Source organism: Sulfitobacter donghicola DSW-25 = KCTC 12864 = JCM 14565 (assembly GCF_000622405.1).
Lineage (GTDB): Bacteria > Pseudomonadota > Alphaproteobacteria > Rhodobacterales > Rhodobacteraceae > Sulfitobacter > Sulfitobacter donghicola.
In genome coordinates this window covers 339,010-362,308 of sequence record NZ_JASF01000005.1, presented here as the reverse complement: position 1 = coordinate 362,308, position 23,299 = coordinate 339,010, and the positions used below count along the sequence as shown (strand labels likewise).

General features: G+C 56.1%; 18 protein-coding genes and 1 riboswitch. Of the genes, 13 read left to right on the top strand and 5 right to left on the bottom strand.

From position 1 onward, the window contains the following. Nucleotides 1-18: 18 nt before the first annotated feature. On the bottom strand, nt 19-912 hold the full coding sequence (locus Z948_RS0102700) for a lytic transglycosylase domain-containing protein (RefSeq protein ID WP_025058037.1): 894 nt from the start codon (nt 910-912) through the stop codon (nt 19-21). 105 nt (nt 913-1,017) lie between these two features. Between Z948_RS0102700 and ftsY the strand changes: the two genes are divergently transcribed. The 4 genes from ftsY to Z948_RS0102680 all read left to right on the top strand — a co-directional run bounded on the left by ftsY (nt 1,018) and on the right by Z948_RS0102680 (nt 5,444). Beyond that, on the top strand, nt 1,018-2,532 hold the full coding sequence (gene ftsY, locus Z948_RS0102695) for a signal recognition particle-docking protein FtsY (RefSeq protein WP_025058036.1): 1,515 nt from the start codon (nt 1,018-1,020) through the stop codon (nt 2,530-2,532). Between the two features lie 10 nt (nt 2,533-2,542). Then, nucleotides 2,543-3,445: a DMT family transporter gene (locus tag Z948_RS0102690; protein ID WP_025058035.1), complete on the top strand. Its 903-nt coding sequence runs from the start codon at nt 2,543-2,545 to the stop codon at nt 3,443-3,445. An 8-nt stretch (nt 3,446-3,453) separates the two neighbouring features. Continuing rightward, a complete protein-coding gene (locus tag Z948_RS0102685; RefSeq protein WP_025058034.1) occupies nt 3,454-4,065 on the top strand; it encodes an inner membrane-spanning protein YciB in 612 nt (203 codons plus the stop codon). 290 nt (nt 4,066-4,355) lie between these two features. Beyond that, on the top strand, nt 4,356-5,444 hold the full coding sequence (locus Z948_RS0102680; RefSeq protein WP_025058033.1) for a hypothetical protein: 1,089 nt from the start codon (nt 4,356-4,358) through the stop codon (nt 5,442-5,444). A gap of 232 nt (nt 5,445-5,676) precedes the next feature. Here Z948_RS0102680 and Z948_RS0102675 read toward each other — a convergent pair whose 3' ends face one another. Next, on the bottom strand, nt 5,677-6,333 hold the full coding sequence (locus tag Z948_RS0102675) for a glutathione S-transferase N-terminal domain-containing protein (RefSeq protein ID WP_025058032.1): 657 nt from the start codon (nt 6,331-6,333) through the stop codon (nt 5,677-5,679). Continuing rightward, nucleotides 6,317-7,216, bottom strand: coding sequence for an alpha/beta fold hydrolase (locus Z948_RS0102670; protein ID WP_025058031.1), 900 nt, complete (start codon nt 7,214-7,216; stop codon nt 6,317-6,319). Before Z948_RS0102670 ends, Z948_RS0102675 begins: the two co-directional genes overlap by 17 nt. 132 nt (nt 7,217-7,348) lie before the next feature. Then, a riboswitch (SAM riboswitch) is annotated at nt 7,349-7,425 on the top strand. Between the two features lie 70 nt (nt 7,426-7,495). Between Z948_RS0102670 and metZ the strand changes: the two genes are divergently transcribed. Further along, nucleotides 7,496-8,680 carry an O-succinylhomoserine sulfhydrylase gene (gene metZ / locus Z948_RS0102665; RefSeq protein WP_025058030.1) on the top strand — a complete coding sequence of 395 codons (1,185 nt, stop codon included), beginning with the start codon at nt 7,496-7,498 and terminating at the stop codon, nt 8,678-8,680. A gap of 96 nt (nt 8,681-8,776) precedes the next feature. After that, nucleotides 8,777-9,871 carry a GTP cyclohydrolase FolE2 gene (gene folE2, locus Z948_RS0102660; RefSeq protein WP_025058029.1) on the top strand — a complete coding sequence of 365 codons (1,095 nt, stop codon included), beginning with the start codon at nt 8,777-8,779 and terminating at the stop codon, nt 9,869-9,871. Nucleotides 9,872-9,878: 7 nt separating this feature from the next. On the opposite strand, the gene Z948_RS0102655 is transcribed toward folE2, so the two are convergent. Next, nucleotides 9,879-11,117 (bottom strand): MFS transporter, encoded by a 1,239-nt coding sequence (locus Z948_RS0102655; RefSeq protein WP_025058028.1) that lies wholly within the window; start codon nt 11,115-11,117, stop codon nt 9,879-9,881. A gap of 155 nt (nt 11,118-11,272) precedes the next feature. Here Z948_RS0102655 and Z948_RS17765 point away from each other — a divergent pair, with 155 nt between their 5' ends. From Z948_RS17765 to Z948_RS0102640, 3 genes are all read left to right on the top strand, one after another. Further along, entirely contained in the window at nt 11,273-11,530 is a 258-nt protein-coding gene (locus Z948_RS17765) for a hypothetical protein (RefSeq protein WP_025058027.1), read from the top strand. Nucleotides 11,531-11,662: 132 nt separating this feature from the next. After that, nucleotides 11,663-13,108: a TrkH family potassium uptake protein gene (locus Z948_RS0102645; protein WP_025058026.1), complete on the top strand. Its 1,446-nt coding sequence runs from the start codon at nt 11,663-11,665 to the stop codon at nt 13,106-13,108. After that, nucleotides 13,108-14,703 (top strand): 5-guanidino-2-oxopentanoate decarboxylase, encoded by a 1,596-nt coding sequence (locus Z948_RS0102640; protein WP_081784020.1) that lies wholly within the window; start codon nt 13,108-13,110, stop codon nt 14,701-14,703. The genes Z948_RS0102645 and Z948_RS0102640 overlap by 1 nt, the downstream gene beginning before the upstream one ends. Before the next feature lie 71 nt (nt 14,704-14,774). Here Z948_RS0102640 and Z948_RS0102635 read toward each other — a convergent pair whose 3' ends face one another. Continuing rightward, nucleotides 14,775-16,589, bottom strand: coding sequence for a serine protease (locus Z948_RS0102635; RefSeq protein ID WP_025058024.1), 1,815 nt, complete (start codon nt 16,587-16,589; stop codon nt 14,775-14,777). Between the two features lie 180 nt (nt 16,590-16,769). Here Z948_RS0102635 and Z948_RS0102630 point away from each other — a divergent pair, with 180 nt between their 5' ends. From Z948_RS0102630 to Z948_RS0102615, 4 genes are read left to right on the top strand one after another with little or no spacing between them, the layout of a single operon-like run. Continuing rightward, nucleotides 16,770-17,699, top strand: a complete 930-nt coding sequence (locus tag Z948_RS0102630; protein WP_025058023.1) for a glycine--tRNA ligase subunit alpha — start codon at nt 16,770-16,772, stop codon at nt 17,697-17,699. Nucleotides 17,700-17,721: 22 nt separating this feature from the next. Next, the gene (locus tag Z948_RS0102625) at nt 17,722-18,258 is read left to right on the top strand and encodes a DUF6446 family protein (protein ID WP_025058022.1); all 537 of its coding nucleotides are present in this window, start codon (nt 17,722-17,724) and stop codon (nt 18,256-18,258) included. A gap of 31 nt (nt 18,259-18,289) precedes the next feature. Next, complete coding sequence (gene glyS, locus Z948_RS0102620; protein ID WP_025058021.1) at nt 18,290-20,569, top strand: glycine--tRNA ligase subunit beta; 2,280 nt, start codon at nt 18,290-18,292, stop codon at nt 20,567-20,569. 55 nt (nt 20,570-20,624) lie between these two features. Next, complete coding sequence (locus Z948_RS0102615) at nt 20,625-23,192, top strand: putative PEP-binding protein (RefSeq protein WP_156023488.1); 2,568 nt, start codon at nt 20,625-20,627, stop codon at nt 23,190-23,192. Nucleotides 23,193-23,299: the final 107 nt, after the last annotated feature.

The window sequence follows — 23,299 nt, the reverse complement described above, 5'->3', positions numbered from 1 at the left end:
GCCTGCAACCAGCTGAAATTACTTCTTATTGTTCACAGTGAGGCAGCGGCATCCCTGCCGCTTTAGGCTGTTGCACAGCTTTTGCGCGCCCTCTCTGGTGTTGCGGCCAATACGGCCAAAGTAATAGCCCTTTTTGCCCGACACGCGGTTCTTTACAAACACCAGATCCAGCTTTTCACGTTTGACTTGTGCACGGCAGCTACGGGTTAGGGTCTGCACCTTGGCGCGTGCGCTTTTCTTGGACGTCCCGAAACCCAGCTGAACCCCCCAAGGTTTGAGCGGCGGCACAGGCGGCTTGGCCCGTTTCAGGGGCGATAGCTTGCGCTTTCGGGCCATTTCGGAACAGGCGGCATAAAACGGTTTGTCTTTGGCCAATCTGAAATCGTGGTTCTTGGGCGGGGCATCGCGCCATTGCTCGGCTGTTAGGCCGGTGATGATCGGCACATAGTTGATCGTTTCAGAGGCAAGGCCCTTACCCGCCAGAAACCCTTCGGCGCGGCGTTCACCACCGTTATAACCGATCGCGGCCATGCCTTCGTTGCCGTAACGGCGCGCCATTTCAGCAAGGTATTGTGCAGAATGTTCCAGCGCATCGGCGGGGTTGTACGGGTCTTTGAGGCCGCGCAAACGGGCGGTAGAGGGGATGAATTGCGCAATGCCACGGGCGTTGGCGTGGCTTAACGCGTTGGGGTCAAAGCGGCTCTCCTGCCAGATCAGACGCGCAAAGAACCCAGAATCGAGCCCGTGGCGTTTGGAGAATAATTCGATGGCATTGCAAGTATCATAGACGAAATGTTCGTTTCGAATGCAGTGCACATGCCCCCATTTTCCCGTGCTACATTGCGGCGCACGCGGATCGGCATGGGCCGAACCCGCCAAAAACAGCCAGAAAGTGATGATTAACATGCGCATAGGCTGTTGGTGACCCGCTTGTCGGGGCTTGTCAATCGCACACCCTTCCATCCAGTGCCTCGAGGGGTTAGATCAGTATGACATTCCAAACCGGAGACCTGCCGCGTGGCGTTTTTCAAAAAGCTAAAAGACCGCATGTTCAAATCCTCGTCCAAGATCGACGAGGGGCTAGAGGCTATTGTCAGCGATGGCGGTGAGGTCGAAGACGCAGCAGTGGCAGAACAAGAGGCGCTAGAGGCGCAAGCGAAGGCGAAAGCCGCAGAAGAGGCGCGTGAAGCCGAACGTGCCCAAGCCGAACGTGCCCAAGCCGAGCAAGAGCGACTGGACGCCGAAGCAAAAGAACGCGCGGCTGCTGACGAGGCGGCCAAGCGAGAGGCCGCCGCCCAAGAAGAAGCGCGCCGCGTAGAGGCCGAGGCCGCAGCCCTAGCCGCAGAAAAAGCCGAGGCGGCAGCGCGTGCCGCAAAAGAAGACGAAAAGCGCCAAGCAGAACAGGCCGCCGCAGAGGCGAAAGCCGCAGCTCTTGCTGCAAAGCAAGCGCAAGAAAAGCAGGCTGAGGAAGCCGCTGAAGCTGAGCGCCAGCGCGTAGAAGTGGCGGCCCGCGCCGAAGAGCAAGCGAAGAAGGAGGCAGAGGAACGCAAGGCCGCAGAACAGGCCACCGCGACCGAGCCCTTGCGCACAACGCTAACGCCTGTCGCGCCAATGTTGGATGCAGAACCAGATGAGCCAGCGCCCAAGCGTGGCATTCTGGGCCGTTTGATGGGGCGGGGCGGGGCGGCTCCGGTGGCGCGCCGCGTGCTGGATGACGCCATGCTGGAGCAGCTCGAAGAGCTGCTGATCACCGCGGATATGGGCGTAGATACCGCCCTGCGGGTGACGGCCAATATGGCCGAAGGGCGTCTGGGCAAGAAACTGTCGGTCACCGAAATCAAAACTCTGATGAGCGACGAAATCGCGCGCATCATGGAACCCGTTGCCAAACCATTGCCGATCTATGCCAAGAAACCTCAGGTGGTTTTGGTGGTCGGGGTGAATGGTTCGGGTAAGACGACAACAATTGGGAAACTGGCCAGCCAGTTCTGCGCCGCTGGCAAAAAGGTTGTGATTGCGGCGGGCGATACGTTCCGCGCTGCGGCTGTTGAGCAATTGCAGGTCTGGGGCGAACGTGCTGGCGTGCCTGTTCTGACGGCTGCGCATGGCAGCGACCCTGCAAGCCTTGCCTTTGATGCGATGGTAAAGGCCGAAGAAGATGGCGCAGACCTGTTGATGATCGACACGGCAGGGCGTTTGCAAAACCGTGGGGACCTGATGGAGGAACTGGCCAAAATCGTGCGCGTCATTCGCAAGAAAGACCCCGATGCGCCGCATAACACGTTGTTGGTTCTGGATGCGACCACTGGCCAGAACGCGGTGAACCAAGTGAAGGTTTTTCAGGATATCTCGGATGTATCTGGCCTTGTGATGACCAAACTGGACGGCACCGCCAAAGGTGGTGTGCTGGTGGCGCTGGCGGATAAATTCGGCCTTCCGATCCACGCAATTGGCGTGGGCGAGCAGATCGACGATCTGCAGGCCTTTGACCCGCAGGACTTTGCTGATGCGTTGACGGGGCTGGACCGCTAGGGGCGGTATCATGACCAACTGGCTCATCTCGATTGAGGGCACCGCAACAGGGCATAGTGTTGCGCTTGCTCTGGCTCTGCTGGCGGCTTTCCTTCATGCGGTGTTCGGCGCATTGCAAAAGGGCCGCCATGATCCGTGGCTAACCCGTGGGGCGATTGACGCGGCCTATTGCCTGATGGCCGCGCCCTTTGCCTTGTTTGTTGTGCCATGGCCCGAACCGCATATGTGGGCGATCTTTGCGCTCGTCTGGGTGATCCATATTTTTTACAAGGTCTTGCAGGCGGCGGCCTATACCAAAGGGGCCTATACGGTGGTCTATCCCGTTGTGCGCGGGACGGGACCATTGTTCACGGTCATCGGGGCTTATCTGATCTTTGATGAGAGCTTTAGCGGGATGCAGTGGTTTGGCGTGGCTGTTCTGCTGGCGGGTATCTTTGGCTTGGCGCTGTACAACCTGATCTTTTTACAGGCCGAGCGGGACACATTACATGTTGCGCTGGGGCTGGCCTTTGTGACGGGGCTGTTTGTGGCGCTATACACCACCTTGGATGCCTACGGCATTCGCGCCACGGCCGATCCGTTTACCTTTTTGGCGTGGTTTTTCATGATCGACGGGTTCTTCTTTCCGATCCTCGCCTATCGCCGCTGGAACGCGATGGAAAATCCGCCACAGGTGGGGCCGCTGCTCAGGCGTGGCTTTTTCGGCGGCATCGTCGCTTTCCTTAGCTTTGGTTCAATAATGTTGGCCACACGCCTTGATAAGGTCGGCGAAGCGGCAATATTGAGAGAGACTTCAACGGTGTTTGCTGCCCTGATCGGCTGGCTGGTGCTCAAAGAAACGGTCGGCCCGCGCCGGATCATGCTGATGGCATTGATCGCAGCAGGGGCGGTTATTGTAGAATTCGGAGGCTAGCCCCAAGAATGGCTGAAACACGCGAAATCAACCCGATCCTGAAACAGGTTCTTGAGCTGGGGCCAACGCTGGCGTTCTTTGTCCTCTATGTGCGGATCAAAGACCAGATGTTCACATTTGGCGGCACGGAATACACTGGGTTTATCGTTGCTGCAGTTGTCTTTGTGCCGATCCTGCTGATCGCGATGGGCATCCTTTGGGCACTGACAGGGCAGCTGAGCCGGATGCAGGTGTTCACGGCCTTTATGGTGATCTTTTTCGGCGGTCTCACCGCATGGTTCAATGATGAGCGGTTTTTCAAGATGAAAACCACCATCGTCTACGGCTTCCTTGCGCTGATCCTGACCATCGGCCTACTGCGTGGCCGTTCGTGGCTGGAATATGTGATGTCGGATATGATGCCGATGCGTCACGACGGCTGGATCATCCTGACCAAACGCCTGACCATGGCCTTTGTTACCTTAGCTGTTGTGAATGAGATCGTCTGGCGCACCATGTCCACGGACGCGTGGGTAAAGATCGAAACCTTCGGCTTTCCCATCGCCCTCATGGTTTTCCTGTTCTGGCAATTTGCGCGGCTACAGCCCTATTTGATCGAAGAAGATGAGGGGGCCGAATGAAGGCGCAGACATAGTGCAGAATGGTTTTTACTAAGGATGCAGAACTTTTTTGCACTTAGTTAGTATCAGCTATGCGGACAAAGCTGCCGTTCCTCGCAGTTGCATGAATGTCTCCTGTGTCGGGTCTCAGGACTCCCGCAGATGGAACAACGTCTCGCCAAGCAGTTCGCCAATGCCTCCCCTGCATGCAGCTTTGCGGCTTCCTTATTGTTTCACTCAATCACTGCCTTTACCCGTGTTTGCTTTTCGTTGAATATCCCTAAACAATTGACAGATTTAGGATATCTGAGATGGCACCGGCATTGAGGCTTCTACGCATTCTAGCGACCACTGCTTTTTGCATCATTCTGTTCGCAGTATTCACCGAATATGCCATTGGATTGAGGCATCGAATGCCTTCCGATCCGGTTGGCCCATGGCTATATTTTGGCTGGGCCATTGTGTTTCGAGCGCCAGCTTATGTGTTTCTTGGCACACTTCCGATCGCGGCAATCCTTTTTGCTTTGGATCGGTTTCGTGTCCAGTCGTGGTGGTCGGCTTTTTTACCGTGGATTTTAGCCGGATTGCTGACCAGCGGAGTATTGGGTCTTCTTTTTGTCGGCCCAATAACAGGCGGGATTTATTGGTTGATTAACGGACGCGTGAGCGGAAGAGCGGACCCAAAATTTGCCCTGTTGAACGACGAGCTAATGACCGATGGTGCAGAACCAAAACCTGAGCCATCAATTGACGAAAGTACGATCAAGAGCACTGGCCTGAAAAGTTTTCTACCGAGAAGCAATGCGCGGTGGGCCCTGAATTTCGCAGGCTATGCCGTGGTGGCCTATTTCCTTTTTATCATAGCAGGGGGGCTCTTCTACGGCGCAAGACTGGCTTGGGTCTCAGTTTTTGAGCCCTCGAGGGGCACACCAGAATTCACTACGCAATTTGAACGTGAGATGACGGCTCGAGTGAAAGTTGCGATGTTGGATTTTCCAAACCCTGATACCTGCCTGAAAAAAGAGGCGTTCAGCGACGTAGGAATTGATCTCACGCAAATGGATTGGGATCGAATCGACAATTCCGAGGAAGCCGAAGTTTGTATGTTCCGGCTGCTCGCAAGTCTGGGTGGTATGGACAATTCAGAGGACTGGCTTGAAGCGCAAGGGTTCAGAGTGTCTCCAAATAGTTCCAATGCCCGAAACCCGTATGAGGAGCGCGATGGAACACTTCGAGTAGTGGCATATTGGTCAATCCGGGACAACGGACCAAAATTCCCGACACGCAAGTCGATGAGACGACTAATTTCATCGATATCATATGTAATGTCGATCAATACTGCGTGGAGCTCGGACCGTTCGAAATTGCTGTATGTCGGGTTGGGCTTTATCACACTGTGATTAAAGCGTATCGCGCTATCAGATTTGACGCATTTGCTCTGGGCCCAAATAGAAAATCATACCAACCTCACTCCAGGGAATTTTCGCAGAGAACGCCTGAATGATTTTTGACTATCGACCTCTGCTGTAGAGGAGCGGACATACGTGCAGCCCGCAGCATTCGTCAAAATGGGCTCTTTGCCGCCATTCGCGGCCAATGCCCCAAATCACAGTACCCGCCCAACCACAGAACTTAGCCTCTTAAATCAGCATGCAGCGCGCGGCCCGCTTGGACGCCTTTGCGCGCGCCCATCAAGTCTAGCCAGCGGGCCATATGGGGTTTGTCCTCCAGCGTTTGTTGCTGGCCTTCCCACAGGCTGGCCCATCCCCAGATTGAAAAATCGGCGATGGAGAGGAAATCACCGGCTACAAATTCGTTTTTGGCCAGCTGACGGTCAAGCACGCCATAAAGGCGTCCGGTTTCAGCGCGGTAGCGGTCTTTGGCATAGGGGATGTCCTGTGGCGGGGTTGCCTTGGGCGCGTATTTTAGAAAGTGGTGCGCTTGGCCAGCCATAGGGCCAAGGCCACCCATTTGCCACATCAGCCATTGATCAACGCTTACGCGGTCGCGGTCGGTGTTTCCATAAAACTGCCCCGTCTTGCGGGCCAGATATTGCAGGATTGCGCCGCTTTCAAAGATCGAAATGGCCTCACCATCGGGGCCGTTGTGATCCACAATCGCGGGCATCCGGTTGTTGGGGGCGATTTTCAGGAACTCGGGGGCAAATTGATCGCCTTTGCCGATGTTGATGAGGTGGGTTTCATAAGGAAGGCCCATTTCCTCAAGGCAAATCGAAATTTTCCAACCATTTGGCGTGGGCCAGAAATATAGATCAATAGGCGTGTTCATGGGGCTGTTCCTTGGCTTTTCTATACCACGCTATGATGCGACTATTTTGAAGAGAGACAAGCGAATTTGCGCGATCTCCAAGGCAGGGCCTAGGCGGGACTGCTTCCTTGAGGAAGTGAAGAGGCAAAGCGCCGCTAAGCAGGGCCGCATTCAAAGCCATCACACCGGGGCGGGTGTAGCTGGACCAATGGCAGATGCGCCGCTGAGGTGGGGCCAGTTGATAGCCAAGCGTTTCCAACATCCCAAGGGTTCTTGGGCAATCAATCCGAACGCTAATTGCTTGGGGTAAATCAAGGCCGCGCCCGATTGCGCCAGTATCGGGGATCATGTGCTCAAATGCATGATCGAATAGGGCGTTCTCTCGGCTGGTGACATGGAATAGCTCGCATGTTTTCCCTGCGGGAGTTCGAAGCGCGTGATGGGCCAAGCCAAGGTGGGCCGCCCCACTAAGCAAGACAATCCGCCCAACATCCCCGTCATGTAAATAGGGAAGGGCAGCAAGGACCAGCGTTGCGCCCAAGGAATGAGCGATCAGATGAACGGGACGATTGCCTGTGAAGGTTTTGATCAGTTGGGCCAGCTGCCCCGCCTGTTCATGCGCTGTGCAATAGGCGTGCCGCAAACCGCCGCGCCCGTTCCAGCCAAAGGCAATCCCCAGCGTGTTCTCCTGCGCCAGATCTAGGGCATGTGGCCAATGGTCGGCATGAAATATCCGCTCATGCGGGCAGTGGTTTTCATCAAAGGGTGAGTATTTGAAACCGTGGACCATAATCACCACTGGCCCTTGCCCATTTGCGGCTCTTGATAATACCGCCTTTGCTGATTGGACAGAGCCATGCAGGGCAAGCCCTTGGGCGGTTGCGTTGATGCGCAAAAGCGGCATGGCTGATCCTTCTGATCATGCGCGAGGATTTGCGCGCTCATTGTTTTGGGTATGGGATGAGCGTGTTACAGCGGTATGAATATCGTGTTACAGCTTCGCACGGTCGGTTGACCAAGCAGGCTGGCTGGCTTAAATGATCGGCGTGGCGATTTGTTACCGGATTGCGGGCCACGTAAAATATGCCGCTAAAAGGTCAGGATGAAAGCCCCCTTTCGCTTGGCCGCGTTTGGGGTTTTTTTGTGCCCGTCCCCTTATTACGGGTGTGCAGAGGAATAGAGAATGAGCGACAATTGGAAGTCAGGCACCAAAGCGGTGCACACAGGTACAAGACGCAGCCAATATGGCGAAGTTTCCGAGGCCATTTTTATGACCCAAGGCTTCGTTTACGAAAGCGCTGAACATGCAGAACAGCGGTTTATTTCTACGGGCGATGATGAATTCATTTACGCGCGTTATGGCAATCCTACTGTCAAAATGTTCGAAGAACGTATTGCCGCGCTGGAAGGGGCCGAAGATGCCTTTGCCACGGCCTCTGGTATGGCGGCGGTATCTGGTGCGCTGACATCAATGCTAAAGGCAGGCGATCACGTGGTATCGTCGCGCGCGCTGTTTGGGTCCTGTTTGTATATCCTCGAAGAGGTCCTTGCGCGCTTTGGCGTTGAGGTGACTTTTGTAGATGGAACCGATCTGTCGCAGTGGCAGGCAGCCATTCGCGAGGGCACAAAGGCGGTGTTCTTTGAATCCGTCTCAAACCCGACTTTGGAAGCGATTGATATCAAAGCGGTTGCCGATTTGGCCCATGCTAAAGGCGCGCTGGTTCTGATCGATAACGTTTTTGCCACGCCTGTCTTCTCCCGCGCGTTTGAGCTGGGCGCGGATGTGGTGATCTATTCCACGACCAAACACATTGATGGGCAGGGCCGTGCGCTGGGCGGTGTGATCCTTGGCAGCCGTGATTTCATCCGTGGCACGGTTGAACCCTATATGAAGCATACGGGCGGTTCGATGTCGCCGTTCACGGCGTGGATTATGCTCAAAGGTCTGGAAACGATGCGTTTGCGTGTGCGTGCGCAGGCAAGCGCCGCGTTGGAGGTGGCCAAAGCGTTGCAAGGTCACGCTGCAATTGATCAGGTGATCTACCCCGGCTTGGAGCAGCACCCGCAATATGATCTGGTCCAGCGCCAGATGGGGGCAGGGGGCACTGTGGTGTCTTTGATTGTGAAGGGCGGCAAGGAAGGGGCGTTCAAATTCCTGAATGCGGTCCAGATCGGCGTGATCTCAAACAACCTTGGTGATGCGAAAACCATCATGACCCATCCCGCAACCACAACCCACCAAAGGCTGCCCGAAGACCAAAAAGCCAGCCTTGGCATTGCTGATGGGTTGGTCCGTGTCAGCATCGGTTTGGAAGATGAAACCGATTTGATCGCAGACTTCCTTCAAGCGCTGGATGGCGTAAACTAAACCAAAACTGGCGTTATTCCCCCGCCATATCCAATTAATTTTTGGTAATATGGCGGGGAACACCTACATATGGTCCTGACAGACAAGGGGCTGCCAATGAATATCTCCACTCCGATCTCGCCAAAACCAAACCGCACCGAGGCCGAACAGGCGCTTGAGACGCTGCGCGCATGGGCTGCGGATGTTGATGCCTCCGAGCTGGCCGCGTTGGACCCTGCCATTGCGCAGGTTTTGACAGGGGGCAAAGCCTATCCACTGTTTGATCGCGAATACCCCGCCGATTTTGAGATCGAGGCAGAGTATAAGGCAAGCCTGCCTGACCTTCAAAATGGCCCCTCCAGCCTGATCAAAGGTGCAAACCAGCAAATCCAGCATGTAGGCATTTCCAATTTTCGCCTACCAGTGCAGTTTGAAACCCGTTCGGGTGGGCCAATTACGCTTGAAACATCGGTGACAGGCTCGGTCAGCCTTGAGGCGGATAAAAAGGGCATCAACATGTCCCGTATCATGCGCAGTTTCTACAAACATGCTGAGCAGACGTTTAGTTTCAAGGTCATTGAGGCGGCGCTAGACGACTATATCACGGATTTAGAAAGCTTTGATGCGCGCATCCAGATGCGGTTTTCCTTTCCGATGAAAATCACCAGCCTGCGTTCTGGGCTGGAGGGGTACCAGTATTACGATGTCGCGCTAGAGCTGGTCGAACAAGACGGTGTGCGCCAACAGATCATCCACCTTGATTATGTCTACTCCAGCACGTGCCCTTGCTCGCTAGAGCTGAGCGAACATGCGCGCGCCACCCGCAACCAATTGGCCACACCGCATTCGCAACGATCTGTCGCGCGGATTTCGGTGCTGGTGAAAGACGGGGCAGAGTGCCTGTGGTTCGAAAACCTGATCGAGGCCTGCCGCCGCGCCGTGCCAACAGAAACACAAGTGATGGTAAAGCGCGAAGACGAACAAGCCTTTGCCGAGCTGAATGCGGCCAATCCGATTTTTGTGGAAGACGCGGCGCGGCTGTTTTGTGAACAGCTGTTGGAAGATGAACGCGTTTCAGACTTCAGGATCATTGCCAGCCATCAAGAAAGCCTGCACAGCCATGATGCGGTCAGCGTACTGACCGAAGGACCAACCTTTGCTCAGGCCAGCTTTGATCCCAAGCTGTTCAACACGTTGTTCCACGTCGGGTAACAGCGGCTTAGCTGCTAAATCCACGCGATAGCGCGCGCCAGCCTGCTATGCCCAAAACAGCGGCCCCTATTGCCGAGGCCCAGAATGGCACGCCAAGGGCCAGCTGCCGCCCCAAAAACGCTTCGGTGTTTTGCACCAACAGGCCTGACAGGATCAGGCCCACGGGCATCATCCCCCATGCCATCATGCGATAGATGCTGTTGACCCGCCCCAGCAGGGCATCAGGGATCATGCGCTGGCGATAGGAAACAGAAACCGTGTTCCAAACCAGCCCCGTAAAGCTGAAGGCGGCCAAAACCAAGGCCAACCCGATCGGCCCTTTGGCCAGCACCATTCCGGCAAAGGCTGGCGCAGACAGCGCCAGCATGACTTGGGCGGTGCGTTTCTGCCCCATCCGCCCGATGATCCATGGTCCGCACCACCCACCAAGAATGCCGCCCAAAGCTCCCGCCGCAAGGATCAGCCCATAGCTGCGCGCGCCAAGGTTCAGGTTCTCTTGGACGTGTAGAACCAATGCGATGGCAGACATTTCATAGAGCAGGTTCCAAAATCCAGTGATCCATGCAAGTTGGCGCAGCAATTTGTGCTGACCTAGAAAGGCAAAGCCTTCTTTTAGTTCCGCTTTCCAATTCCGCTCGCGGCGGGCAGGGGGCGCGCTATTGGGGAGCGCGCGCAGCAACCACATGGCCGCCAAACAAGCCAGTGCATTGACGGCAAAAGGCGTGAACAACATCGCGGCGATCAAAAACGCCCCCAAAGCAGGCCCCAGCAAAGCATTCCCAACCAGCTCAACACTCCAAAGGCGCCCATTTGCCTGCTCTAAGCGATCTGAGGGGACCAAAGCGGGAAGCATGGTTTGGGCGGCATTATCGCGAAAGACCTCGGCAACGCCGACGCAGGCAGCCGCCAACAAAAGGGTGGCGTACAAGAAGGGATGTGCCAGACCCGTCTGGGGCGTTTGATCCAATGGGCCATTGAGCAGCAAAGCGACAGTCAGCCCAAAATAAGACGCCGCGCGAAGGCCATCCATCGCACGGATCAGCCCAAGGCGCGAGACGCGGTCAGTAACAACCCCAGCGGGCAATGCGCATAAAAACCACGGCGCGCGCAAAACAACCGGCACCAAAGCAACCAGCAACGCATCCCGTGTGAGCAACGAGGCCAGCCACGCCCAAGCAACCGCAGAAATTCCGTCAGCCAGATTGCTAAGGCCTGCTGAGGCAGCAAATTTGGTGAAGTTATTCATGAACGAAATCTATCCTTTGCCTGCATGGAGTGCTCTGGGTGGGATGCTGCTATGCAGAATGAATGGTGGTGCTGCAGTGCAGCGATGGCTAGGCTGGATGAAATAGGGCGGATCGCCGCCCCTCACAATGCAACCGATGTTAGAAGGAAAATGCAATGGCCGATCTAAACACTTACGCGCATAACAACGCTGTTTCGACAACGCTTGGCGGTTTTAGCAATCCGTTTGCAAAAATCGGGAATTTCTTTTCGTCTTTTGGCAAAATGGTGCTTCAAGCTACCCAAGTTCAAGTATCTGCGCGCATTGAGAAAATGGAAGCCCTGAACGCAAAAACGGACGCTGAATTGGCTGAAATGGGCATTCAGCGCGAGGCTATCGCCTACCATGTTTTTAAAGATCTCCAGCACTGCTAGATTTTTAATCCGTCAAAACCAGCCCGCTGCGGGTGTCGAAAACGGCACCGCTGCGGGTTTTTTACATTTTAACGGTGTGAGCAGGCTGCGGTCTGCTTGACACTGGCGCGCGAGAGCGCCAACCCTTTGCCCATGGACCTGCGCCCTGTTGGATATGTAATTGGCCTTTTGGTGGCTGTGCTGGGGGTAGCCATGCTGGTTCCCCTGTTGGTCGATCTTGCCGAAGGCAAGGGGCAATGGCCGGTCTTTCTTCAAAGTGCGATCATCACGCTGATGGGCGGTATCGCTATCGCTTTGGCTTGTGCCAGTGGCGTGAAGGAAGGGCTGACAATCCAGCAGACCTTTTTGTTGACCTCTTCGGTGTGGCTGGCGCTGCCGCTATTCGGCGCGATCCCTTTTGTGCTGGGACAGACAGACGCCAGCATTGTGGATGCGGTATTTGAGGCGATGTCTGGTCTGACAACGACGGGTGCAACCGTCTTTTCTGGGCTGGATGACCTGCCCAAAGGTCTGCTGATCTGGCGGTCGATCCTGCAATGGTTGGGCGGGATTGGTATCATTGTTGTTGCGATGGTGTTCCTGCCAGAACTTCGCGTTGGTGGGATGCAGATCTTTAAATCCGAAGGGTTTGATACCTTTGGTAAAATCCTACCACGAGCTGGTCAGATCGCAACCCAGATATCGGGCCTATACGTGGCCTTCACGCTGATCTGCGCGATGGTCTATCTGTATTTCGGAATGGATATCTTTGACGCAACAGCCCATGCAATGACGACAATTTCGACGGGCGGTTTTTCGAATTACGATGCCTCATTCGGAACGTTCTCTGGGCCGCTCGAATATGTTGCGACGGTGTTTATGATCCTCGCGGCCTTGCCGTTTGTTCGATACGTGCAGCTGATCAATGGTAACCCAACCGCCCTGCACCGCGACCCGCAGGTGCGTGGCTTTGTGATGACGATCATTGTGTTGATCGTTTTGCTGGTTCTGTTTCTGGAAGAGGGCATTCACCTCGGGAATGAGCAAGCCTTCCGTGAGACCTTGTTTAACGTGACCTCGATCATTTCGGGGACGGGGTATGCCTCGGTTGATTATATGCTTTGGGGTGGTTTCGCCGTTGCTCTGTTCTTTTTCATGGGGCTAATCGGGGGCTGTGCGGGATCAACGGCCTGTTCGGTCAAGATTTTCCGCTATCAGCTGCTCTTTGCCTCGATCCGTGCCCAGCTACAGCGTATCCGCTCGCCTCATGGTGTTTTCACGCCGCGTTATGATGGCCGCCTTGTCAGCGAAGAAGTCCTCGCCTCTGTGATGTCATTCTTCATGTTTTTTATTGTGACCTTGGGAGTGGTGGCGGTTGCGCTCTCTATGACGGGGCTCGATTTTGTGACCTCGGTCTCAGGGGCGGCGGCTGCGCTTGCCAATATCGGGCCGGGGTTGGGTGATATCATTGGCCCTGCGGGCAATTTCGCAAGCCTGAACGACACCGCCAAATGGATTCTCACAATTGCAATGTTGCTAGGGCGGCTAGAGCTGATGGTCGTCTACGTTATCTTTACTGTCAAATTCTGGAGGGCATAATGTCCCAACCTGTTACCCGCCCTTTGGGTGCACAAATTTCGCATATGCTAAAAGCACGTGGCGTCGATGTGATTTTTGGCATTCCAGGTGTTCATAACCAAGAGATGTATCGTGGCATCGAAGAAGCAGGGATCACCCATGTTTTGGCCCGTCACGAACAAGGGGCCGGATTTATGGCCGATGGCTATGCCCGTGCCTCTGGCAAACCGGGGGTGGCCTATGTGATTACGGGGCCGGGCCTGTGTAATGTCATGACGCCAATGGGGCAGGCCTATAGCGATAGTGTGCCGATTTTGGTGATTTCTTCCTGTCTGGATGAAACGGCGGCACGCCGTGGGCAGCTGCATCAAATGAACGATCAGGAAATCGCAGCGGGAACGGTTACGGATTGGTCGCACACGGCGCTGTCCGCGGATGCGGCCTATGGTCTGGTGGATCGCGCGATGCAAGAGTTCGAAACAGCGCGCCCGCGCAGCAAGCACATTCAGGTTCCCATTTCTCAGCTCGAGGCGCATGCCGCGCCAGCACCAGCGCCCGTTACAACTGCAAAAATCGGGCAGGGGCTAAACGGGGATGTATCCGCCTTGGCTGATCAGATCAAAGCGGCAAAGAAACCTTTGTTTATCTTTGGTGGTGGTGCGTCTGCTGCCAGTGCGCAGGCCCGTCAGGTCGTCGCCGCCTTAAACGCGGCCAGCTTTGTATCCTACGCCGGACGCGGGATCATGGCGCCGGATGATCCGCTGTTTTTTGGCGCGGCGCTGGCTCGTCCCGATAGCGCAAATGTTGTCGCGCAGGCTGATTTGGTCATCGCTGTGGGGACCGAATTTGCCGAAGTTGATATCTGGCGGCCGCATTTGGGCCATAAGGCCCCGATGATCCGCGTGGACATTGATGACGAAAGCCTCAGCGACCCACAGCGCGCGGAAATGCCAGTGAAAATGGATGCAGGCGTGTTTCTGGATGCATTGGGGGATGCGCTGGGTGGACATGTTGCGGCGACCGATTGGTCAGCAGAGGAAGTCGCCAAGTTGCGGGCCCATTGGCGCGCAGAGGTTGATCTGGAACGCCCCGGCATTGTGCCAGTGGTCGAAGCATTACGCACCAGCCTTCCTGACGATACGATGATCTATTCCGATATGACCCAATTTGCCTATGTCGCAAAAGAGGTCTGGGACATGGAGCAACCTAGCCATTGGCACCACCCCTATGGCTTTGGCACGCTGGGCTATGCCACGCCGGCTGCCATTGGCGGGGCCATTGCGCGCCAAGGAAAACCAACGCTGGCGGTTATCGGTGACTACGGGTTCCACTACACCTGCCAAGAACTCGGTGTTGCGGTTGAGCTGGGTCTGACCCTACCCATTATTCTGTGGGACAATGCCAAGCTGGGCGAGATCGAAGACAGCATGGTACGTGCGCAGATCGCGCCAAACGCCGTCATCGCGCGCAACCCTGATTTCTGCAAACTGGCCGAGGCTTTTGGCGCGCGCTCAGCGCATCCAAAGACGCTGGATGAGTTTCAAACCGCTGTGCGCGAGGCCTTTTCAGCAGACGGACCAACGCTCATCTACGCGACGCCTGAACTGACGGCCTAATCGAAAAACGGGGGCTGGAATGAACCAGCCCCCGTTTTCAATTGTCACTCAAAGGGCGTAACGCCCAAGAGTTATTCCCAGCACCCGACCAATACGGTCATGCCGCTGGCTTTTTGCGAAAGCTGATAGGCGGTAAGGCTAGGCGCGCCATCGGCTGCGGCAGGGATCAAGGAAACACCCGCATCGCTGGCCGCTGTTGCGATTGTGACAGTATCAATAGCAAAGCTGACATCATCGGGCAGCTGTGGCCCATCAGCGGGAGCTGCTGTGAGCATGCCAATAACCGCGCCTGTGCGATCCAGAACCGGACCACCAGAATCCCCCGCACGGGATTTCAACGCCAAGCGGTTGATGTTTTCTTCGCCCTGTAGGCCGCGCACATCTGCCAAGGCTCCAAAGCTCATGGAAGGCGCGCTCAGCACGCCCTCGAACGAATACCCAGCCGAGGCAACTTCGCTATGCAGGCGCGGTGTTTGCGTCACAAAGCTGGCAACCGCCTGCGGTGAAAGCGACGCTTTTGGCTTGAGGAAGGCAACGCCGTTTTCAGCATCATCACGGATGATCTCGGCATCGGTATCACCATCCAATGTGATCCGTGTGCAGCTTTGAACAGCGGCGGAAGCCGTGGCAACCACACCTGCGTTTGTCACAAAGAAACCGGAGCGTGCGGTTTTTGGTTTGCGAATTTGCAGCCCAGAAATCAGGTCGATAGATTGCTGCGACGCATCCCCCGCTGACGCGCTAAGCGCACCAGGCATACGGGTAAAGCTGCTGCGCATTTCTGACAATAAACGGCGGCGGCGTTCTTCGTCACCTGCTGGCCAGATCAGGGTAAAGCCTTTGATCTCGCCATTTTCCAATTTCGCCTCGGTATAGCTGATGGTGCGCGCGTTTTCACCAACCAGTGTGAAGCTAGATTTGCCGCGCTCACGCGGACCGTCCAAGGGCACGATTTCGAGCGTCTGCATGATTTCGTAGAGGCCAAACAATGTATCCTGATCACCTGGCTGGCTGATCAGCAGAACGCGGGCATCAACATCGCCGCTTGGGGAGTATTGTGCAAAAGGCGGCTCATAACGGTCAAAAGAAACAACACCCATCGGCAGAGTCATTTCGATACCCGCTTGTGTATCGCGAACGGTCTCTAGGCCTAGCCCCTCTAGAACGGCGTTATACTGTTTTTTCAGTTCCCCGCGTTGCAGGGTGGTCAGGATACCGGTTTTGTCAAAGTTGTTCGCCTCTTGCCATGCAGCCATGGAATTGCGGGTGCCACGCCCGAACGAGCCATCAATGGCAGCCGAGTAGAAGCCCGCCCATTGCAGCATAACCTGCAGGTGTTTCTTTTCATCGCGGCTTAGCTGGCGCTCTGAACGCTGTGCCTCGGCAGGTGTTTCATCTGCGGGCTCGGGTTCTGGCTCGGGCTCCGGTGTCACTTCGGCAACTTCTGGCTCTTGCGTCTCTTCGGCTTCTGGCGCTGGGGCCTCGGGGGTTGGAGTTGGGGTTGTGCCATCTGGCGCGTCAACGGCGCCATCACCCAAGATATTTGCCCCCACTGGCCAGAACTGCTGGCGCAGGCGGTTTGAGGTTTGAATAAAGCTGTCACGCGGGATCAGACCATCGCGGCGGTACTGACGTAAAACCAGTTCCGCATCAGCGCGGCGGTAGGGGCCAACAACAATCGCATACCACGATCCGCCAACCGAAAACCCGTTCACGTCTTCTAGCAGAGTTGTATAGGCCGTTGCGCGATCGGTCGCGCGCGCAAGGGATTGTTGCGCTTCGATCTGGACCCAGACGACCTCGTCGGGGTTGTTTGACTGTGCTTGCGCAGAGCTGGCGATGCCAAAAGAAAGGGCAGTCAGACAGATAAGTAAAATTCGCAACATTGGCGTAAAAACTCTCAAATATTAACTTTCGGGCACATAATCAGTATTTTCGACTGATTCCCATATGTGAACTATTTGTTGCATAAAGAATTTATTAACATTGCGCTGCAGTTGCACCACTGATTGACCCTTGCGCCAACGCGCCCTAGTAAGAGCGCCAACTGGCAAAGGACTTTTGACATGGCCGACACGCCCCGATCGTTTCAAGAAATTATTCTGCGTTTGCAGAGCTACTGGGCACGCCACGGCTGTGCCATTTTGCAACCCTATGACATGGAGGTTGGGGCAGGGACGTTTCACCCCGCAACAACCCTTCGCAGCCTTGGCAATCAGCCATGGGCCGCGGCCTATGTTCAGCCATCGCGCCGTCCAACTGATGGCCGCTATGGTGAAAACCCCAACCGTTTGCAGCACTACTACCAGTTCCAAGCGCTGATCAAACCCAGCCCGCCCAACCTGCAAGAGCTGTATCTGGGATCGCTTGAGGCGATTGGCGTGGATATGGCCCTGCATGATATCCGTTTTGTTGAGGATGACTGGGAAAGCCCGACCTTGGGCGCGTGGGGCCTTGGCTGGGAGGTCTGGTGTGACGGTATGGAAGTCAGCCAGTTCACCTATTTCCAACAGGTCGGCGGCCATGACTGTCACCCTGTCTCGGGTGAGTTGACCTATGGTTTGGAACGTCTGGCGATGTATATCCTTGGCGTGGATCACGTGATGGACATGCCGTTTAACGATCCAGACGCGCCAATTCCGCTTAGCTATGGCGACGTGTTCAAACAGACCGAAGAAGAATATGCGCGCTGGAACTTTGATGTGGCTAATACCGACGTCTTGCTGCGCCACTTTGAAGAGGCCGAGGCCGAGTGCAAGAACATCATTGCACAAGAGCATGTCGACCCAAAGACAGGCAAGCGCATCGTCATGGCGCACCCCGCCTATGATCAGGCGATCAAGGCGAGCCATATGTTCAACCTGCTGGATGCACGCGGCGTTATCTCGGTCACCGAACGTCAGGCCTATATCGGGCGTGTGCGCGCGCTGACTAAAATTTGCGCTGATGCTTTTGTTCAAACCCGCGCAGGCGGCTGGTCTGAGGACGCAGTATGATCTGTGTCACAGGAGCCTGTTCATGAACGGCAAAATAATAGGGATCGTTATTGTGGTTTCTTCTCTGATCGCCGGTGCGGCGCTGTATTACCTTCAGATCTACGGCTTTTACCAAGAGGTGGATGCCCCTGCCGAAGGGATCGAACTGATGGCGCTCTCCAGTGGTGAAGGCGAAGTGATCCCGCTGGAAGGGTTCCGCGCCATTGATGCTGAAAGCTCGCCCATCCGTTACCGCGCCTGTTTCACAACGCCCTATAGCCTTGCACTGCTGACCGAGACATTTCAGATGGTCGAAGGCGTTGAGCCGCGCAATGCGCCGGGTTGGTTTGATTGTTTCGATGCAGCCGCAATCGCGGATGAACTAAAGGCAGGCACCGCCCTGACATTCCTCAGCGAAAAGAACGTGCACTACGGCGTCGACCGCATTGTCGCCATCACCGACGATGGCCGCGGCTATGTCTGGCACGAGCTGAACGATTGCGGTGAAAAAGCATATGACGGCACGGTTGTGGGCGAAGAATGCCCTGCGCTGCCAACGGCGCCTGCGCCAACAGAATAACGCCTGACATAGGCAAACACGAGGTATCCCAGTGGCTGATCTGCTGATTGAACTGTTCTCCGAAGAAATCCCAGCGCGCATGCAAACGCGCGCCGCGGATGATTTGAAAAAGCTGATGACCAACGCTTTGGTTGACGCAGGGCTCACCTATGCCTCTGCCGCCGCCTTTGCGACACCGCGCCGCTTGTGTCTGACCATCGAGGGTCTGCTAGACGCCAGCCCGCGCACCGTAGAAGAACGCAAAGGCCCCAAAGCCGACGCCCCTGAAAAAGCCATCGAAGGCTTTCTGCGTGGCGCTGGCCTCACCCGCGATGATCTGGAAGAGCGCGATACGCCCAAGGGCAAAATCCTGTTCGCCAAGATCACCAAAGAGGGACGCCCCGCCGCCGAGATCATTTCCGAGACACTGGAACAAACCATCCGCAACTTCCCATGGCCCAAATCCATGCGCTGGGGGGCAGGGACGCTGAAATGGGTCCGCCCGTTGCATTCCATCCTGTGCCTTCTTAGCCGTGAAGACGGTTCTGAGGTGGTGCCGCTGGAGGTTGACGGGATCACGTCTGGCAACACCACACGCGGGCACCGCTTCCTTGCGCCTGATGAAATCACAGTGACTGGGTTTGAGGATTACACAACCAAACTCAAACGCGCCTTTGTCGTTCTGGACAGCGCCGAGCGGCGCGATGCGATCTGGCATGATGCCACCAACACCGCCTTTGCCAGCGGTCTGGAGGTTGTCGAAGACGCAGGCCTGCTGGCCGAAGTCGCGGGATTGGTCGAATGGCCTGTCGTCCTGATGGGGCGCATCGGCGATGACTTCCTCGACCTGCCGCCAGAGGTTTTGCAAACCTCGATGAAAGAGCACCAAAAGTTCTTTTCCGTGCGCAACCCCAAGACAGGCCGCATCGAGAAATTCATCACCGTGGCCAACCGCACCACTGCGGATAATGGCGCGACGATCCTTGCAGGCAACGAAAAGGTTTTGAGCGCGCGTTTGGCCGATGCCAAATTCTTCTGGGACAATGATCTGCGCATTGCCAAATCTGATGTGGGCATGGCCGCATGGGTTGAGAACCTCAAAAACGTGACCTTCCACAATAAACTCGGCACACAGGCCGAGCTGATCGAGCGTATGGCCGTTTTGGCCCGCGAACTGGCCCCGATGGTTGGTGCGGATGCAGACGCGGCCGAGAAAGCCGCCCGCATTGCCAAGGCTGATCTCTCCTCCGAAATGGTCTATGAGTTCCCCGAACTCCAAGGTCTGATGGGCCGTTACTATGCCGCCGCCGCTGGCATGAGCGCCGAAATCGCCGCCGCCGCCGAAGAACACTATGCGCCGCTGGGGCCATCAGATGATGTGCCAACCGCGCCAGTGTCCATCGCCGTGTCCTTGGCCGAAAAGATCGACAAGCTGACAGGGTTCTGGGCGATTGATGAAAAGCCTACAGGTAGCAAAGATCCCTTTGCCCTGCGCCGCGCGGCGCTGGGGGTTATTCGGATTTTGGTCGAGAATGATCTGAGTTTGCAGTTGTTGCCGCCGCTTAGCAAGCAGGCAGCGACCTTAGCTGCAAGTCAAAATTGGAAAAGTTATATTTCCGATCAGGAAAGTGTTGAGGAGATCGGGGAAAAGCTAGGTGTTGGCGAGGAGAGTATGGCTGCTTTGCAAAATGATGTCGTCTCACGGGCCGCCGAAGATGGTAGAATTGTTACAAGGGAAAGCCACCCAGAAGAGACTGAAAATTGGCCTGATTTTCTTTTAGCAATTCCTAATGCTAGAGCAGATGTAGATAACCTCATCTCCTTCTTCCACGATCGCCTCAAAGTCTACCTCAAAGACCAAGGCATTCGTCACGACATCATCGACGCCTGCATAGCCATGGACGGTAATGACGACCTCGCCCTGCTGGTCAAACGGGCCCGCGCCCTGAATGAGACGTTGAAAACCGATGACGGTGTGAACCTGATCCAAGCCTTCAAACGCGCCAATAACATCCTGTCCCAAGCGGAAGAAGCTGACGGCGTTGAATACTCCTACGGCGCAGAAGTGAAATACGCCGAGACGGATGAGGAAACGGCCGTGTTTGCCGCGCTGGATGCAGCAGAGGCGAAAATCGCTCCAGCGATGGCGGCCCAAGATTTCACTGCAGCGATGTCAGCCATGGCTGCGCTGCGGGGGCCGCTGGATGCGTTTTTTGAGACGGTTCAGATCAACACGGACAACGCCACTGTGCGCCGCAACCGTCTAAACCTGCTCAGCCGCATTCGCAGCTTGGGCACGTCAGTTGCGGATCTAACCCGCGTTGAAGGGTAATTAACGCAACGGCGCGTAGGGTGAGCAAAGGCTTGCTCTGCGCGCTGTTCTGCCTATGCTGCGTCGGAACATAAAGGATGCTGCAGTGCAGAGTGACCCCAACACAACCTATGTGACACAAACCGCGCCGATCGCCACGGAAACACATGGCGGGCGCGCGAAATGCTTGCAGCGCCTTGTGCGCCTTGATCTGCCTGTGCCGGCCACGGTCGCCTTATCCTTCACCACCGTTGGAAACATCGCGAACGGTGAGCTTCCCGATGTCGATGCGGTTGTCGATCAGTTCCCCAAAGACGCGCTGCTATGTGTGCGCCCCTCCAGCCAAGACCCCGATTGGGGCGGACCGGGTGCTGTGCTGAACATTGGTATGAACGACGCGCGGTTCGAAAATTTTAGCAAGGTGATGGGCGAAGACGCCGCCGCCGCGCTTTATACCCGTTTCATCCAATCCTACGCGATCAACGTGGCGCGTTTGGACCCTGACATGTTTGACGACGTGCAGGGCGAAGGCCGCCGTGCATTGGAAGAAACGATTTCTGCCTATGAGCATGAAACAGAAGAGAAATTCCCCCAATCCCGCCGCACCCAATTGGCTGCAGTCCTGCGGTCTATGGCGCGGGCGTGGAACGGAACCTCTGCGCGCCTGCTGCGGCAGGCCAAAGGCGCGCCAGCGGATGCGGGGCTGGGCCTAGTTGTGCAACAGATGATCTTTGGTCTGGGGGCAGGGCAATGTGGCTCGGGCGTTTTGCAGCTGGTCAACAGCGAAACAGGCGCGCCTCAGGTCACGGGCCGCTATCTGAGCCAGAGCCAAGGCCGTGATGCGCTGGGCGGAAATGCCGAGGCGCTGTATCTGACCCGCGATCCACGGGGTCCCTCGCTGGAAGAAAAGATGCCCGAGGCGTTTGAGACGCTCAAAACCTATGCCAGCCTGATGCGCAAACGTCTGCGTGCCGAGATGCACGTTGAATTTGCGATTGAAGATGGCGTTGTGCACATCCTTGACGGTGTGCGTGTATCGCGCTCGTCCCGTGCGGCGGTTCGGATCGCGGTGACATTGGCCGAAGACGGGATCATCAGCCGCGAAGAGGCCCTGATGCGGGTGCAACCACGGCTGTTGACCGAATTGTTGCACCGCCAGATCGACCCTGCTGCACAACGCGATATCATCGGAACGGGTATTGCCGCCAGCCCCGGCGCGGCCACGGGCCGTCTGGTTTTTGATTCCGCCGAGGCACAGGCCAGTGCAGCGCGGGATGAGCCCTGTATTCTGGTGCGCCGCGAAACCACTTCCGAAGACGTGCGCGGGATGCATGCGGCAAACGCTATCCTGACGGAAAAGGGCGGCATCACCAGCCACGCCGCAGTGATTGGCCGCGGGATCGGCCTGCCTTGTGTGGTCGGCGCGTCGAGTATCGAGTTCAACCCAAGAGATAAAACCATTACCTCCGAGGACGGTAGGGTGTTTCGTGAGGGGGATCAGATTACGGTCGATGGGTCGACGGGGCAGATCCTTGTGGGCGCTGCAAAGATGCAAGAAGCCGCATTAGATGAATACTTCCAAAAGCTTATGCTTTGGGCGACAGATAGCGCCGACATCAAGGTGCGCGCAAATGCGGATACCCCTGCGGATGCGCAAACGGCGCGCAACTTTAACGCCGAGGGCATCGGCCTGTGCCGGACCGAGCATATGTTTTTTGATGCGGGTCGCCTGACCGTGATGCGCGAGATGATCTTTGCCGATACTTCGGATGGGCGCCGTGCGGTTTTGGAACGCCTATTGCCGATGCAACGCGAAGATTTCACGCAGCTGTTCGGTATTATGCGTGGCCAACCAGTGTGCATTCGCCTGTTTGACCCGCCTTTGCACGAATTCCTGCCCATGGACGCCAGTGGCCAACGGGAACTGGCCGAGGCATTGGGCCTGCCGCGTTCGGATGTGACCCGCCGTATTGAGGCGATGCGCGAATATAACCCTATGCTGGGGCTACGGGGTGTTCGACTAGGGATTACTGTGCCTGAGATTTACGAAATGCAGGCGCGGGCGATCTTTGAGGCAATTGTAGATGCCAGTGAGGATGGCGATGCGGTGATTGCCGAGATCATGATCCCGCTTGTCTCGGCGCGCCGCGAGGTCGAACTGGTTCGTTCCGCGATCGACGCAGTTGCCCATGCGGTTAGCCAAGAACGCGGTGTCGAATTTGAATACCGTCTGGGGGTTATGGTTGAAACGCCACGCGCTGCCTTGCGCACCAGTGAAATCGCGCCCAATTGCGCCTTCCTCAGCTTTGGCACAAACGATCTGACGCAGATGACCTATGGTTTGTCCCGCGACGATGCGGGGCGGTTTATGTCAGATTATGTGCAGCAAGGTGTCTTTGACGAAGATCCGTTTCACACGCTGGATTATGATGGCGTAGGGGAGTTGCTGACGCTGGGTGCCCAGCGTGGTCGCGCCTCTCAACCAGACATCACTTTGTCGGTTTGCGGAGAGCATGGCGGCAACCCCGAATCGATAGCATTTTGCCGCGAAGCGGGTTTTGACTATGTTTCTTGCTCTCCTTTTCGCGTTCCGGTTGCGCGATTGGCGGCGGCACAACTGGCAATTGCGGACAAGATCGGGTGATTTTTCCTAATCTTACCCACTAGATGCGGTAGGTTCGTGCCTTGAAACGCTGGCATTTGTTGCTCTGGGTTGTTGTGAAGCCTCTTTCAGGCTAGGCCAACTCCCTG